The sequence below is a fragment of the Variovorax sp. GW821-FHT10B04 genome (assembly GCF_059415645.1).
Genome location: NZ_JBWKNQ010000005.1, coordinates 12772 through 27195, shown reverse-complemented (window position 1 = coordinate 27195; position 14424 = coordinate 12772). Strand labels below are relative to the sequence as shown.

General features: G+C 64.6%; 13 protein-coding genes and 1 tRNA gene. 1 reads left to right on the top strand and 13 read right to left on the bottom strand.

What is annotated here, in order from left to right; translation table 11 throughout:
• Nucleotides 1-17 precede the first annotated feature (17 nt).
• The 5 genes from bcsB to AC07PZ_RS14100 form a co-directional block, all read right to left on the bottom strand.
• Complete coding sequence (gene bcsB, locus AC07PZ_RS14120) at nucleotides 18-2312, bottom strand: cellulose biosynthesis cyclic di-GMP-binding regulatory protein BcsB (RefSeq protein WP_495295736.1); 2295 nt, start codon at nucleotides 2310-2312, stop codon at nucleotides 18-20.
• Between the two features lie 65 nt (nucleotides 2313-2377).
• Nucleotides 2378-4549: a UDP-forming cellulose synthase catalytic subunit gene (bcsA, locus tag AC07PZ_RS14115; protein WP_495295735.1), complete on the bottom strand. Its 2172-nt coding sequence runs from the start codon at nucleotides 4547-4549 to the stop codon at nucleotides 2378-2380.
• 4 nt (nucleotides 4550-4553) lie between these two features.
• Nucleotides 4554-5369: a cellulose biosynthesis protein BcsQ gene (gene bcsQ, locus AC07PZ_RS14110; protein ID WP_495295734.1), complete on the bottom strand. Its 816-nt coding sequence runs from the start codon at nucleotides 5367-5369 to the stop codon at nucleotides 4554-4556.
• A 602-nt stretch (nucleotides 5370-5971) separates the two neighbouring features.
• Nucleotides 5972-6442 (bottom strand): cellulose biosynthesis protein BcsD, encoded by a 471-nt coding sequence (bcsD, locus tag AC07PZ_RS14105; protein ID WP_495295733.1) that lies wholly within the window; start codon nucleotides 6440-6442, stop codon nucleotides 5972-5974.
• A gap of 121 nt (nucleotides 6443-6563) precedes the next feature.
• Nucleotides 6564-7613 (bottom strand): diguanylate cyclase, encoded by a 1050-nt coding sequence (locus AC07PZ_RS14100; protein WP_495295732.1) that lies wholly within the window; start codon nucleotides 7611-7613, stop codon nucleotides 6564-6566.
• Between the two features lie 170 nt (nucleotides 7614-7783).
• On the opposite strand from AC07PZ_RS14100, the gene AC07PZ_RS14095 reads away from it, so the two are divergent.
• Nucleotides 7784-9973 (top strand): ATP-binding protein, encoded by a 2190-nt coding sequence (locus tag AC07PZ_RS14095; protein WP_495295731.1) that lies wholly within the window; start codon nucleotides 7784-7786, stop codon nucleotides 9971-9973.
• Nucleotides 9974-10000: 27 nt separating this feature from the next.
• On the opposite strand, the gene AC07PZ_RS14090 is transcribed toward AC07PZ_RS14095, so the two are convergent.
• The 8 genes from AC07PZ_RS14090 to AC07PZ_RS14055 all read right to left on the bottom strand — a co-directional run bounded on the left by AC07PZ_RS14090 (nucleotide 10001) and on the right by AC07PZ_RS14055 (nucleotide 14309).
• On the bottom strand, nucleotides 10001-10324 hold the full coding sequence (locus AC07PZ_RS14090) for a hypothetical protein (protein ID WP_495295730.1): 324 nt from the start codon (nucleotides 10322-10324) through the stop codon (nucleotides 10001-10003).
• A gap of 136 nt (nucleotides 10325-10460) precedes the next feature.
• Nucleotides 10461-10543: transfer RNA gene (locus AC07PZ_RS14085), tRNA-Leu, on the bottom strand.
• Nucleotides 10544-10623: 80 nt separating this feature from the next.
• Nucleotides 10624-11649 (bottom strand): site-specific integrase, encoded by a 1026-nt coding sequence (locus tag AC07PZ_RS14080; protein WP_495295729.1) that lies wholly within the window; start codon nucleotides 11647-11649, stop codon nucleotides 10624-10626.
• Nucleotides 11642-11851, bottom strand: a complete 210-nt coding sequence (locus AC07PZ_RS14075; protein WP_495295728.1) for a DUF4224 domain-containing protein — start codon at nucleotides 11849-11851, stop codon at nucleotides 11642-11644. The genes AC07PZ_RS14080 and AC07PZ_RS14075 overlap by 8 nt, the downstream gene beginning before the upstream one ends.
• Entirely contained in the window at nucleotides 11848-12078 is a 231-nt protein-coding gene (locus AC07PZ_RS14070; RefSeq protein WP_495295727.1) for a hypothetical protein, read from the bottom strand. Before AC07PZ_RS14070 ends, AC07PZ_RS14075 begins: the two co-directional genes overlap by 4 nt.
• Nucleotides 12079-12091: 13 nt before the next feature.
• The gene (locus AC07PZ_RS14065) at nucleotides 12092-12835 is read right to left on the bottom strand and encodes a hypothetical protein (RefSeq protein ID WP_495295726.1); all 744 of its coding nucleotides are present in this window, start codon (nucleotides 12833-12835) and stop codon (nucleotides 12092-12094) included.
• The gene (locus tag AC07PZ_RS14060; RefSeq protein WP_495295725.1) at nucleotides 12832-13536 is read right to left on the bottom strand and encodes a hypothetical protein; all 705 of its coding nucleotides are present in this window, start codon (nucleotides 13534-13536) and stop codon (nucleotides 12832-12834) included. The genes AC07PZ_RS14065 and AC07PZ_RS14060 overlap by 4 nt, the downstream gene beginning before the upstream one ends.
• The gene (locus AC07PZ_RS14055; protein WP_495295724.1) at nucleotides 13533-14309 is read right to left on the bottom strand and encodes a hypothetical protein; all 777 of its coding nucleotides are present in this window, start codon (nucleotides 14307-14309) and stop codon (nucleotides 13533-13535) included. The genes AC07PZ_RS14060 and AC07PZ_RS14055 overlap by 4 nt, the downstream gene beginning before the upstream one ends.
• Between the last annotated feature and the right edge of the window lie 115 nt (nucleotides 14310-14424).

Genomic DNA, 14424 nt, shown 5'->3' with positions numbered 1-14424 from the left:
GAGCGATCAAACGATTCCTACTGGAGGCGCTTGCGGGCCCGCAACTGAAGGCTGGCATAAGCGGCAGCCGAGCCGATCAAGGCAATCAGCACGGCGCCGATGATCAAAACGATCGGGCTGCGCGACAGATTCCACTGCAGCCATGCGACCGGAGGCAGCCGTCCGACGTAATAAGTGTCACCGGTCAACACGCTGCTGACCTGCGTGCCGCGCACCAGCGACATGCTGCCCTGGATGCGCTTGATCAAGTCGGGCGTCATCAGCGCATTCACCAGCGAAGGCTGCGACTTCGCCGTGGCGACGACCGCGACCACGCTGCGCTGCGCGCGCAGCGGCGATTCGAAGCCGGCAATCACGGCATCCTCGCCGTCGTCCACGATCGAGATCTGCGCGCTCGACGGCAAGTCTTCCCGCTTGCGGGTGCCGGTCACGAAATTCAACGCTTCGTCGACCCAGGCACCGAAGCGGTATTGCTGCGCGGTGTTGTTGCGCTTCAGCGGCATCTGCGCAGCCCACTGCGTGAACAGCGGCTGGTTCTGCAGGTTGCCGATGACCAGCAGGTCCTTGTCGGAAAGCTGGCCGATGTTCGACGAACGGCCGACCGTCAGGCGCAGTGCCGGGAATCCGGTGGCGTTGCCCAACTGGCCCATGACAGCAAGGTAGGTTTCGGTATCGCTGGCGTCGGGCTGGTCCGGCAGCACGACGGCCGTGTCGGCCAGATCGGCCAGCCGGCTGAACGGGAAGCCGCTGTTGGCGAACGCCGCGAGTTCGGGCATGGCGATGTAGTGCGGGAAGTGCGACACGTCGATCGTGGAGATCGGGTCGATGCCGCCACGCACGTTGTCCAGCAACGGCAGGCACTTGCCGTTCGAAGGCTCGAAGTAGTAGTGCATCTGCAGCTGGGCGCGCGAGCCGACGGCCAGCGTCGGCAGCAGCACTTCCTTGCGTTCCGGCACGGTGCCGTCGGCCATCAGCTTCTGGCTCACCGGGTTGAACCAGTGGTCACCGGTCGGGAACGCCGTGCGCAGCGGCAGCGATCCGATGAAGGTGTCGTTGGCGCTCAGGTTCAGGGTCGATTGGTCGGCCCGGACGCGCGGCGTGTAGCGGTATTGCAGGTCGAGCGGAATACCGCGGCTGCGCCACGTGAACAGGTCCGGCGGCAACTGCATGTTCAGCCGGATGACGTTCGGCGTGTAGCCGGCGACCGAGAAATCCGAGGCCTGTGCCAGCTCGCCGAGCTGCACCGGGCGATCGCTCGAAATCCAGCGCGGCGCATCGTAGGGCTTGCGGGCGGCCGGCATTTCGAACTCGGGGATGCCGGCCGTGGCGCCCGTGAGCGCGCGGTTGTTGAGGGCCAGCGCCGATGCAGCCGTGCGCAATTCGGCAGGCGTGCGGCCACTCACGACCAGCAGCTTCAGGTGCGGGTCCTGTGGGTGATCGACGATGGCGAGCCCCGGGCCCTGGATGGACGGCAGGGAGACGCCGGGAATCGTGGCGTCGGGCAGCGCGAACACGACCGCATTGCTCAGCGGCAGGTCGCCGTTGCTGACCGGGAAGGTCGCGCCGCGGTAGCCGGCCAGTGCGCCGAACCACGAGGACACGATGCCGGCGGCCTCGAGTGTCTGCGTGGCCGTGGCGTTGCCGAACACGAAAGGCAGCTTCAGGCGGCGCACGTCGCGCCGGTCGAAGAACGGTTGCGGCAGCACCGCCAGGTCGTTGACCGTGTTCAGCGGCGCGACGTTCAGCCGCAGCGTCGTCGATGCGTCGACCGTGGCCCAGAGGCTGGTGTGCATCGGGTCTTCGCAATCCCGTGTGTAGTGGCCGACGAGCTCCAGGTCGATCCGGTTGAAGTCGGTGATCAGCCGGCGATCGATCGGAATGTCGGCGGTCAGCGGCTTGCCCGCATTGGCCTTGTCCGCCGGCAGGGTGCTGAGCAGCACGTTGTTCACGCTCACCTTGATGTGCGAGAGCTCGGGGATCAGCGCCGGCGAATAGGCGTAGTTCAGGTGCAGCGACGCGCCCGTGATCAGTTCATCCGCGCGAACGCTGAACGGGATGCCGACCGTGCCGCTCACGCCGCGCAGCTTGATGGCGTAGTCGATGCCGAGTTGTGTCAGGTTCAGCTCGCGCAGCGTTCCCGCCAGGGGCGCCGCTGCAACGGGCGCCACAGTGGCGCTTCCGGCAGGTGCCACGGCCGCTGCGGCCGTCGCGGCAACGGGCGCCACCGCCGCCGCACGGTGGGTGGTGACGCGGTTGCGTGTCTGCGCGGAGGCCAGTTCGATCGAGCCCGTGCTCCAGGCCAAGAGGGCCAAGGCGATGGCTGTAGCTCGTTTCGGAGTGCGGTGATTCATGGGTAGAGCGTGTGAAACGGACCGGATCAGGAGGGTTCTTTGGCTGGCTCGGCAGGCCGACGTGCGGGGCGCAGCTTCTTGGCTGCCGAGCGGTAGTAGTGCGAGAACATCTGGCGGAAACCCACCATGCTGATGGCCGCAATGTGCCCGATCACCTTGTGCGCGCCGACGCGCGGGTGATTCCCCCAGCGTGCCGCCCAGATGTCGGCACGTGCCGCCGTGCATTGCACCAGCGCGCGTTCCTGCGCAAAGCTGAGCGGATCGAACTGGATGCCGATGCGCTTGCCGCGGTTGAAGCGCACGGTCGCAGGGAAGCGCGATTCGATGTCGCCACGGAACAGCGCCACCTCGACGGGCGCACCGTTCTCGGCCGGCAGTTCGGTCGGCAGGTCGATGCCCAGGCCGCTGCTGGAGAAGTCGTAGGTATGGCAGCGCATCGAGTGGCCGTCCGGGAAGTGCAGCGTGGACGGCACGCGCAGCGCGATCCGGTGTGCGCCGCGGACCTGGCGGGACTCGTTGGCCGCCGCCACGCAGGCGCCCAGGATCACCAGGTTGTAGAACGTCCAGGCCAAATTCAGCCAGACCGTCGCGATGTTGTCCGGGTCGACCCAGGTCAGCCGCCAGAGGCCGGCCGCCACGCCCAGGAAGTTCAGCGCCAGCAGGAACAGGCTGGCCTTGGCGATCGAGGTGTCGAAGTACTCTTCCTGGATCAGACCGCCCTTGGCCGTCACGTTGAAACTGCCGAGCTTGGGGTTGATCAGCGCCACCGCCGTCGGCCGGAAGATGTACCAGGCCAGCACCGCCTCGTACACTTCGTTCCAGAACAGATAGCGGAAGCGCCCCTGGATCCGGCTGTTGGTCAGGTTGGCGTGGAAGATGTGCGGCAGCGCGTACGCGAAGATCATCGATGCCGAGGCATGGATCACGCTGGCACCGAAAAGCAGGTAGGCCAGCGGGGCGGTCAGGTAGATGAGTCGCGGCAGGCCGTACAAGAAGTGCAGCATGGCGTTGACGTAGCACAGCCGCTGTGCCCACTGGAGCCCGCGCCCGAACAGCGGGTTGTCGACCCGGAAGATCTGCGCCATGCCCCGCGCCCAGCGGATGCGCTGGCCCACGTGGCCGGAAAGGCTTTCGGTGGCCAGGCCCGCGGCCTGCGGCAGCGCCAGATACGCCGTGCTGTAGCCCAGGCGGTGGAGCTTCAGCGCGGTGTGGGCATCTTCGGTCACGGTCTCGACGGCAATGCCGCCGACTTCTTCCACCATGGTGCGGCGCAGGACGGCGCAGGAGCCGCAGAAGAAGGTCGCATTCCAGAGGTCGTTGCCGTCCTGGATCAGGCCGTAGAACAGCTCGCCTTCATTGGGAACGGTGCCGAAGGTGTCCAGGTTCTTCTCGAACGGGTCGGCCGAGAAGAAATAGTGGGGCGTCTGGACCATGGCCAGCTTCGGATCCTTGAACAGCCCCATGGTGATCTGCAGGAAGGATCGCGTCGGGATGTGGTCGCAATCGAAGATCGCGACGAATTCCGCGCTGGTGTTCTTCAGCGCGGCATTGATGTTGCCGGCCTTCGCGTGGCGGTTGTTGTCGCGGGTGACGTGGATCACGCCGACCTGCTCGCAGAACTCGCGGAATTCGGGGCGCCGGCCGTCGTCGAGCACGTAGATCTTGAGCTTGTCCTGCGGCCAATCGATGGATTGCGAGGCAAGCACCGTCGATCGCACCACCGACAGCGACTCGTTGTACGTCGGGATGAACAGGTCGACGGTCGGCCAGGTGCTGGAGTCCTCGGGCAGTGGCTCCGGCTTGCGCTCGAGCGGCCAGGCCGTCTGCACGTAACCCAGCAGCAGCACGATGAAAGCGTAGACCTCGGCGACGAGCAGCCCGAAGCCCAGCACCAGGTCGAGCAGGTTGTCCATGAACATCGTTTCGGTGATGCGCCAGTACATGTAGCGCGACGAGACGATGACCGACAGGAAGATCAACACCAGCGTGCCGAGCTTTCCCTTCGTGCGGTTCACGAGGATGGCTGCGACCAGAATGCCGATCGACAGGATCAGCTGCTGCTGCAGCGTCATCGGCGTGATGATCAGCACGCCAACGATGGTCAGTGTCAGTACCCAGGCGATGCCCCGGAAAGGCTGGGCACCCAGCAGGTCGACCAGTCGGCTCGGAACGGAGCGCAACGATGCAGGGTTCTTCATGGCGTCAGTGAGTAGGCGTGTCGGGGCTCAAGGCGGTTGCTCGGGCATCGGCGGGTGCAGGTATCGACAGCCGCTGCACCAACACCTCGGCGCACTCGGAAAAGTCCTGCGCGGCTTGGGAGTAGGGTGCATAGGAGCGCACGGTCAGGGCAGATGCCAGCGCCTCGCTGACGGCCTGGTCCTGGTGAACGACGCCCAGCATCTGCGAGCCCAGGTCGGCACGTAGCGCTTCGAGTATGTCGCGGTTCAGTCTTTTGCCTGGGTCGACCTGGTTCACCAGGTAGCCATTTCCGAAGAAATCTGACCGAGGTGTGCAATATTTCTCAATCATCCGATCGGTGATTGGCAAGGTTGCGAACGAACCAGCATCGGGCAGCATCGTCACGACGTTGAAATTCGTCACACGCAGCGTCTGCTGGAGGTAGACGGACGGGCCGGGCGGCGTGTCGATCAGCACGATGGTCTGGGACGGCAGGCCGAAGCTTGCCAACGTATCGGCCAGCCACGTCGGCGATCCGGCGAGATACTGTTCAAGTTCGATCTGGTGCTGGTCGTCGACCGTGCCGAAGGGCAGCAACAGCGTGCCGGCGCGGCCGGGCTGGATGACTTCCGTCCAGGTGCGTGCACCCGTGAGGGCGCTGGCCAGCCCCGTTTCACAGGCCTGGATGTCGTTCGACAGGTGGAAGCGCAGCGCATTTTGCGGGTCCATGTCGATCGCCAGCACCTGATGCCCGGCCTCGGCCAGGGTGGTGCACAGATTGGCAGTCACCGTCGTCTTCCCAACGCCCCCCTTGGCCGCAATGACGGCAATGACGTGCATCGTCAGGAAGGCCTGCGCCAGCGGGACAGCAGCCCGCTTCCGCCGGCTTCGGGCGCTTGCGGGGGCGGCTGCCCGTCAAGCCGGGCAAACAGAATGTCCAGCTCGCGCACGGCAGATGCCGCGGCGGACGTGGACTGTGCGGGTGACGGCGTTTGGCCTGCAACGGCCAAACCTGTCAGTGCTGTAAGTGGGCTCGCCGTCGGCGTCTGCGACGCAGCGGCCGGAGCCGGCAGCGGTGCGACGGCATTCGCGGGCGACACCACCGGCGCAGTCGCCGGCCGTGCAAACAATGATTTCACGGGTGCCGCCGCTGGCGCTGCAGCTGCGGGTGCAACCGGGGTGGGTGCGGGAACCGGTGCTGCCGCAGCCGGTGCGGGTTGCGGTGCGGCGGCACCCGCACGGGCGCCGGATACCAGGCGCCACGATGGCGCCGGCTCGTGCATCTGAGGTTCCGTGGCGAATTCCCGGTAGCCCTTGACATCACCGCCGAACTTGCGAAACAGACCTGCGACGTCTTCGCCTCCGTGGTCGTTGTCACTCATTGCAACCCTTTTCACTCCGCGGCGCAGCGGAATTCGGCTTGACGCGACTTGCCATTACGCTCATGGCTGTTTGCCCAATCTCAAGACGATTTGCGTGGAGCCGTCGGCAACGGCGGCATCGACACGAACCTGCAGCCCGGCAGGAATGCCTTGCGACGCAAACCATGTCTGGTAGGCGCCTTCGAAGAAGCCGCCGGCCCAGTCTGTGGATGCCGGGCCGAAGGCCATGGCAAACGGGCTGCAGGCGTGCGTGATTTCCAGATAGTCAGCCTCTTCTTTCAGGCTGCTGAAACCCCAGGAGATGCTTTCCCAACGGGAATTGAACCCGGCCTGAAGTTCTGCGACGGAGTCGCAACGGCTGATGGGCAGCGCGCCCGCTACCTGCGCGCCGATCCGCGCGAACAGTTGCCGAACTTCTTCTGGCGGTAATCCAGAGCTCAATTCGGCGGCAAGAGCCCGGTTGAACTCCAGCCATTGAGCGGAGCAGGAAGTTCGTTCGTAGTAGCCGAGGGGTGTTTCTGGAAAGTTCATAGGCAATTACCAATTGTCACGGAGGCGCGGGGGATTGACAACAAACGTCCCTCACCCGGATCCCACACTGCTGTTATCTGACAACGCCTTACGTGCGTGACAGGTTGGCATGTGTCCCCGACTAGCTGGAAGATTCCCGCGCCGGTTCGTGGGATTTGCCATCTGCACTCACCCGATTGCGACCCTTGCATTTCGCTTCGTAGAGATGGGCGTCCGCGCGTTCGATCAGCGACGTCGGTGAATTGTCGAAGTTGGGCGTGACGGTCGCGGCGCCGACGCTGACGGTCAAATACGGCCCGGAAGGCGACGGATGGCTCATTTCCAGTGCTTCGACCTGGGTTCGCAATTTTTCGGCGGTCGCCCAGGCGCCCGCGGCGTCGACGCCGGGCAGGACCAGCGCGAATTCCTCGCCGCCGAAGCGCGCCGCCAGACTGGCTGGGTGATCGCTGCGGGCCCGGTCGATTGCCAGCGCGACCCGCTGCAAGGCGTCATCGCCCGCGAGATGCCCCAGCCGGTCGTTGTAGCTCTTGAAGAAATCCACGTCGATCATCAGCAAGGACAGCACGGTCCCGGCTTCCTGGGCCGCGACCCATTCCTGCGTGATGTATTCGTTGAAATACCGCCGATTGGCCAGGCCGGTCAATCCATCGGAATTGGTGAGGCGGCGAAGCTCCAGATTGCTCTCGAGCAACTGTTCCTGGCTCAGGCGCAATGCCCGGTAGGCGTTGTCGCGTTGAATCAGCGCCATGTAGGAGCGCGAGTGATAGCGGATGCGCGCCACCAGTTCGATCGGCTCTGGCAACTTGACCATGTAATCGTTGGCACCCAGCGTGAAGGCGGCCTTCTTGACCGCCGGATCGTCATTCGACGAGAGCACGATGATGGGCGTGTCGCGCGATTCGGCCTGCGCCCGATAGGTGTGCAGCAGCTCCAGCCCGTCGGCGCCCGGCATCACGAGATCCTGCAGGATCACCGTCGGCCGCAGGCGTTTGACCGTATCGATCGCTTCGGCCGCCCGCATGCAGACATGGAAGGCGATGCCTGCGTCGACCGAAAGCATCTTTCGGACGACCATGCCGATCACCGGCTGGTCATCGACCAGAAGAACGGTGGCCGCGATCGATTGATCCCGTCCCAGGTCATCGAACAAAAAGTTACCGTGCATACTCATGCGCACTGAAAGCAAAGGTAACGTCTTGAGCCATGGTGGGCTGCGCGCAAGGGTGATTTCCGGATGAAGGGGACGAGCGAGGCGCCCGCGGTGCGGGCGCTGGGATTATCACGTCTGAATACGTTTGTACCCAAATGACCGAAAAATCTGGCGAAGACTCTCCGCAAGCGATGTCCGATCGCCTGGAGTCGATGAAGTTGAGGCAGGTCGAACTGCTGCGCCGGATGGGACGGCTTGTCGGCGAAAAGGAGGCCGGGGATGCCATCGTTCGGCGGCAGGCAGCGGAAATCGATGCCATGCGGCAAACGTTGGAATTGGCGCGGCGGCATCTGATGGTGACCGAGGCGGCCGGCATCGCGCAATGGGAACTCGATGTTGGCGCCGGCTGCGTCGCCCTGGGCACACGCTGGGACCAGATGCTGGGCGAAGAACGCAGCGCCGGCAGCTGGAGTCTTCCGGATCTGGAGAAGCGCGTTCACCCGGAAGACGTCCCCGCCGTCCGGGCCGCGCTGAAGAAGGCGTTGCGCGAGCCCGAGGGACGTTACGCCGTCGAACACCGCGTGGCCGCCGCCGATGGCTGGATCTGGCTGGAAAGCATGGGAACGGTGACCGAGCGCGACGCCCGGGGCGCGCCGTTGCGGCTCACGGGCTTCAATACCGACGTCACGGCGCGGCGGACGATGCATGCGGAGGTCGAGCAGGCGCGCGCGCAGGCCGAGGCCAGCAACCGCGCCAAGAGCGAGTTCCTAGCGAACGTGAGCCACGAGGTGCGGACTCCGCTGAACGCGGTGATGGGGCTGACGCGGCTGCTGAATCAGTCGCCTCTCGACCCGCAGCAACGCCAGTATCTCGATCTCATCGATCGGTCGTCGACTTCCTTGCTCGCGCTGCTCAACGACATCCTCGATCTGTCGAAGATCGAAGCTGGCAAGCTGGTGTTCGAGCAGATCCGCTTCGATCTGGCGCGCTGGGTCAGGGAAGCCGTGGCGCTTCATGCGCCGGCGGCAGAGGCCAAGGGCCTGCACCTCGGCGTCGACATCGCCCCCGAGGTGCCACGCAAGATCGAAGGCGATCCCGGGCGGCTGCGGCAGATCATTTCCAACCTCGTTTCGAATGCGGTCAAGTTCACCGACCGTGGCCGCGTGATGGTCACCATCCGAATGGCGCCGAACCAGGTCGATCTATCGCGCGATCAATTCCGCCTCTTGTTCACCGTGCGCGATACGGGTGTCGGCATCTCGGCGGAAAAGCAGCAGCAGATCTTCGAGGCGTTCACCCAGGCGGATGCCTCGACCACCCGTCGCTTTGGCGGGACGGGGCTGGGCCTGGCGATCTGCGCGCGCCTGGTGGCGATGATGGGCGGTGTGATCCATGTGATCAGCCGACCGAATGAGGGGAGTACCTTTCGTTTCACGGCAGTCTTCGCGCAGGCGGAAGACGAACTGAATGTCCAGACGGAGCCGATGCCTCTCGAACCGGTGCCCACGCCGCGGCTGGACGTGCTGCTTGCCGAGGACCATGCCGTCAACGAACTGCTGATGTCCCATCTGCTGGCCCAGATGGGCCACGCCGTGACGGTGGCCCGCGACGGCGAAGAGGTGGTTCGCCGCTGGCAGGCACGTGAATTCGATCTGGTGTTGATGGATGTCCAGATGCCCCTGCTGAGCGGCTTCGACGCGACGGCCCGCATCCGCGCGGCGGAGTCGGCGCGCCCGCGCGGGCGCCGCACGCCGATCGTGGCGCTGACGGCGCACGCGATGGCGGGCGATCGCGAGAAATGCCTGGCCGCCGGAATGGATGCCTATGTTTCCAAGCCGGTCGCGTTGGCGCAATTGGCTCAGGCGATCCGCGAGGCGTTGGAGGCGGCAGGCCGGCCGTCGCGCGACATGCCGTCGGGCATCGACTCGCCGACGCTGGCTGGCGACCCGACGGCGCCTGTCGAGCTTTCGGGCGCTTCGGTCGACACGACGATTCCTGCGCCGATGCCGCCATTCATGCCGACGCCATGGGCGGGCATGTTCGATGTGTCGCAGGCGATCGACCTCGAGGCCTTCCTGCAGAACATGGGTGGCGATCTGCGTGCTGCGCTGGAGGTGGCTGCGGTGATGCGGGCCGACATGGCCGAGCGCGGGCGGGAAATCCTGTCGGCGGCGAATGCGCACGACCATGACCTGGTGGCGGAGCATGCCCACACGCTCAGGGGAGCGCTGTCGAGCATCGCCGCGCTCCGTGCCGCCAACGCGGCGATGGCCGTTCAGACGGCACTGCGCAACCGGGACTGGCCGCTGATTCTGGGGGCAGTGGATGTGCTGCTGCGTGAGATGGCGCGCGTCGATGCCGCGCTCGTGCAGATTGCCTAGCCGGCTGGAGGAGCGGCCGTCAGCGGCTCAGCGAAGCTGAGTGTTCGCGCTGGGGTTGTAGATGCCGTAGGCTTCCGAGGTGATCTTGGGCATGAACAGGCGATCGAGCGTGTCGCATGCGCCACCTTCGATTCGCGTGCCGGGCTTGGTCGTGCCCTGTTCCTGCCAGCACAGCTCCATCGCTGCCCGTTTTTCGCTGTCCCGGTCGCCGCCGATGCTTGGCAGATGCAGACTGGGCTTGAGATAGCTGACGACCGACATGACTGCATAGATCACCACCGCGACGACGATGAGGGTCAGCGTCCAGCGAAGAAGCCGGCGCGGGGACGGGGTGGATTTTGCGGTAGCCATCAGCATCTCCTGGAGTCTGCGATCCCACGGCGGAGGGGCACCGCGGCAGTCGCGGGCGGGATTCTAGGTGCAAGGCCGGCGTCATGGCCAAACAAGCGGAGCACTGGAGAATGCTCTCGAAGCACGGTGCAAACCGTGGTGCCCGGGGCCGGAATCGAACCGGCACGCCTTGCGGCGGGGGATTTTGAGTCTCACCGCGAATGTAGCATCCATGCGGGCTAGGAGCCGATCTGTTCCGCAATAGCTCTGAAAATCGATGCCCCGTTTTCCCTCTGGAGCCGATTCTTTGCGGAACGCATTTATCGCACCGGTTTCAACTTCACGGCACGCTGTCGATAGTGGGTTTCCGTCAGCTTTAAATTCGAATGCTGCAGCAGCTTCGACGCTGCCTCGAGATCCTCCGCGAGGTTGGCGGCGCGCTTGCGCATGTCTCGCAGATACATCGCCTTCAGCTCACGTCCGAAGTCGTCGGCATTCCAGATTCCGGCGATCACGGCTGCGCGCTCGCGGGCTTCGTCCCATCGGTCGCGCAGCATGCGGGCCGTGATGTGCTTTCCTGCAGCCGTCGACAGCAGCATCAGGTGATCGGCCTTGATGGCGCGTCGGCGCTGGATCAGGTCGGGCAGCACCTGGGAGAGCGCCAAGTCGAAATCGGCGCCCTTGTTCGTCTTGCTGGCCTTGAGACGCAGGATGTTGTCCGCGGGCAGCAGCACGGTGCGCACGTCGGTCAGGCGCATTCCTGTCGCGGTGGCGATGTCCATGCAGTCGCGCAGCACTTGGTCGCCCTGCCAGTAGACGGCCTCGAACAGCGGGTCCGTTACCTCGAACTCGCGTGCCGATTCCTCGTTCTTCCAGTTCTTCACGCCGGCCGCTGGCCACGGCAGCCGGGTCATTCCCCAGAGCCGGGCCTTGCCCCACACGATCGACAGCACCGACAGCTCGCGGTTGCCCTGGATCTTGGCCTTCCGAACCTTGAGGTACTTGTGCAGGATGGGCAGCGTCACCTCGTCCCATGTCATGCCGCCGAAGACGCTGGCGATGCGCTTCAACTGGCGCCCGTAGCTGCGGCGCGTCTCGGGGTTCTCGTAGCCGGGCAGCTCATCCCGCTCCCACTGCTCGAAGGCCTCCTGCAGGCGGCCCACGATGCGCGGCTTCCGCTCGTGCAGTTCCCGCCATTGGGCGATGGCTTCGGCGTAGTCCTTCCCAAGCGAAATGTCCGGCAGGCCGTCGGGCCGCATGTCGTAGAAGTAGTACGTCCGGCGCTGCCCGTTCTTGCCCTTGCGGACGTGCACGCGCAGGCGCGGGTACTTCGTGACTTTAGGCATTGACGGCTTCCCAGTTCGGCCCGGCAGATGATCGCAGTGGGCGACCCTCCAGCCAAGCGCGGACGTGTTCCCTGGAAACGATCACGCGCTTTCGATCGACCTGGTGCGGGATGCCGTGCTCGGTGAGCCAGGCGTCTTGCTTCGTCGCCGGCGTGCAGGCCGTCAGTTGCTTCAATTCGTCGGGCTCGAGGAATTCGCTCACTTTGTCCCTTTGTTCTGCATTACGGCAGGGGCCAGGCGGTAGTCGATGCGCACCAGCGCTGCGCCATGCTCGCCGAGGACACGAGTCACGTTGTGATGCGTGCCCGTGAGTCCGGCTATGGCTTGGTAGTCCAGCATTGCAGCGGCCTCGTGGCGGCACTCGAAGGCTCTTCTCGAGATCGCGAGTACCTTCCGCTTTGGTCCGATGACGACGGCGTAACCCTTCATGGCTTGCCCGTGCTCATGCCTGCATCCCCGGAACGGTGATGGGCGCGCCCATGAATGTGCTGCCGACAACAGGGAAGGGCCAGAACGTAAGCACCGGCGCCACCGGTTCGATCGGCGCAGCGACCTCGACCCGTTCACGCACCAACCGAAGGTGCGAGCGCGAGCCGTCGGGCAGCCTGACCTTGTGCGCAGGCCAGAAGTAATCGCCACCGTCGGTGTCCCGGCACACGTAGCCCGGTTGGTATGCCAGCCGGCCTCCATCCTGGTCGACGTACTCGCCATCCTTGTCTGTCACCGCACGCAGGCGGAATGAGCCGGTCACGACCGCGGGCTGGCCACCGACCATCACGGCGTCGCCGACCTGGAACTGAGCGCTTGCCTGCGCCACTTCGCGCGCGGCCGCATCAATGCCGATCGCAGGGAAGCCACGAGTTTTCCGCTCAGCCTCTGCTGCGGCGGCCTTCGCGGCATCACGCCGCTCACGCTCCTCGGCGCTGATGCCCTTGGAGACGATCACCTTGTTTCCGTACAGGCTCACGCGCATCCAGCGTTCGTCGTGGACGGCGCGGGCCTGGCGCGGCAGTTGCTCGCCGTCGAGGAACGACACGGAGGCCTTCGGCATGACGGGCATCCCCGGTAATTGGCCCAGCGTGACGATGCCGGCGTCGAGCAGCGCCTGAGCGGTGCCGATGTAGTTGTCTCCAAGCCGGTCTTCGAAGTGCTTCACGCCGGCCGTGGTTGCGTGGACGGCGTTCATGCATCGGCTCCGCGGACTACCGCTTGCATCTCCTCGGTGCAAAAGTCCGCGTCGTCGCCGAACACGGAAATAGCGACGCTGTTCAGAGCGAGCAATCGGAGCGACAGCCCGTTGAACACGTCCAGGAAGCTTTCGTTGTCGTGACGCGTTTTGCGGAGGAGCCGCAGAATCGCATCGATCTCGTGGGTGGCGTCGCGAGCGATGCTCAGACGACGATCATCCTGCGCAGCACATTCGGGCTTTTGGGTGACTTCGGCACGCTCCCGCACCTCAACAGACCTCCCGACCGGAGCAAGGGCGAGCGCCTTTTTCACCTCATCGAAGTTACTGGGTCTTGTGTTTGGCTCGTGGGCACACATGAGGCCGTGAACGAGGCCCAGCGCTTGGTGCAAAGAAGTGAACGCGGGGCTATCGACCTCAGCCGTTGCCATGGCGGCGACGATCAGAGCGCTGGCGTCGTAGATAGCTTCGTCCACTTTCTCGCGCGCCATTTCTGCGCGAATGTTCTGGAGCGTCTTCAGCGCAATGCGGGGCAGGCGATACAAAGTCTCATTGTCGCAATCGATGTTCGACATAGACACGTGCTCGAGGAGACCGTCAGCGCGAAGTTGTACGAGGGGGAGGTAGTCGAGCCAGCTTTCGGGTTTTGTTGGATTGGCAGTCGCTGCCGAATGTGCAGGACGGGTTGCAACTGTGGTCATGCTTGCACCGCCTTTCCTGCGCCTGCGAATTTCGACCCGTACATCCAGCTGTGCCAGTCCCCGTAGATCTCGCCGTCGATCGCGTCGTCGGCCATCGCACCTATGTTTGCGGCGATGATCTCGGAAGCGTTAATTTTCGTCGTCAACTCCGCAGCGCAATAGGCGTCGCCGCCATGAGCGACAAGCTCGCCCAACAGCAACTCAAGGGTCCGTGCGTGCATAGCGATGTGTTCAAAGACGGTCTTGATCTGGGCCGGCGAGCGACCCAACCCCAGGTCGTTCTTCCCCAGCGCTTCGCCTGAGAGGTCAGCCGCATCGACCGCAGCATTGAGCGCCGATCGTGGCTGCATCACTTGCCCTTCCAGCACATTCAAACAGCCAGTTAGGAACTCCAAATGCGGTCGAGCTTCATCGATCAGCGCCACTCGCTCCACGGAGCACGTATCGCCTGGCACGAGCTGGGAAGCATTGACGAGCGCTGCGATGTCGAAGCCAATGTTCTCGGCGCCGCCGGCTGTCGCAGGATTGGCACGGGCGCTTGCTGCGATGTCGGCTGCGATGCGCAGCAACCGATCAGACTCGCCGGAATGCTGATGTGACTCGTCGGTGTTGGATGCGACTCGAAGCGCGTCGTGGATTGCACCAAATGCCGCGGTGATGCCAGTCGCGGCATCGGCGTCTGATAGTGCGGCGCTCGATACATCTCGGTCGGTGATCGGACGCTTTCCGCTTGTCGCGGCGCCAGTTTGTGGTCGCGTGCTAACCTTCGTCATGGTTCGTTTTTCCTTGTTGGGGTTGCGGGTCACAGAAGCCGGAATGCAGGTCCAAGCGCATTTCGGCTTCGCTCTTTGTGCGGAGGGAAAGAACGGCGGTGCACGGGCCGGCTCT

Bases quoted from the DNA above. Each gene is read 5' to 3' on its own strand.
- bcsA (WP_495295735.1), bottom strand. From the start codon at position 4,549: ATGAAGAACCCTGCATCGTTGCGCTCCGTTCCGAGCCGACTGGTCGAC.
- bcsQ (WP_495295734.1), bottom strand. From the start codon at position 5,369: ATGCACGTCATTGCCGTCATTGCGGCCAAGGGGGGCGTTGGGAAGACG.
- bcsD (WP_495295733.1), bottom strand. From the start codon at position 6,442: ATGAACTTTCCAGAAACACCCCTCGGCTACTACGAACGAACTTCCTGC.
- AC07PZ_RS14100 (WP_495295732.1), bottom strand. From the start codon at position 7,613: ATGAGTATGCACGGTAACTTTTTGTTCGATGACCTGGGACGGGATCAA.
- AC07PZ_RS14095 (WP_495295731.1), top strand. From the start codon at position 7,784: ATGTCCGATCGCCTGGAGTCGATGAAGTTGAGGCAGGTCGAACTGCTG.
- AC07PZ_RS14090 (WP_495295730.1), bottom strand. From the start codon at position 10,324: ATGGCTACCGCAAAATCCACCCCGTCCCCGCGCCGGCTTCTTCGCTGG.
- AC07PZ_RS14080 (WP_495295729.1), bottom strand. From the start codon at position 11,649: ATGCCTAAAGTCACGAAGTACCCGCGCCTGCGCGTGCACGTCCGCAAG.
- AC07PZ_RS14070 (WP_495295727.1), bottom strand. From the start codon at position 12,078: ATGAAGGGTTACGCCGTCGTCATCGGACCAAAGCGGAAGGTACTCGCG.
- AC07PZ_RS14065 (WP_495295726.1), bottom strand. From the start codon at position 12,835: ATGAACGCCGTCCACGCAACCACGGCCGGCGTGAAGCACTTCGAAGAC.
- AC07PZ_RS14060 (WP_495295725.1), bottom strand. From the start codon at position 13,536: ATGACCACAGTTGCAACCCGTCCTGCACATTCGGCAGCGACTGCCAAT.
- AC07PZ_RS14055 (WP_495295724.1), bottom strand. From the start codon at position 14,309: ATGACGAAGGTTAGCACGCGACCACAAACTGGCGCCGCGACAAGCGGA.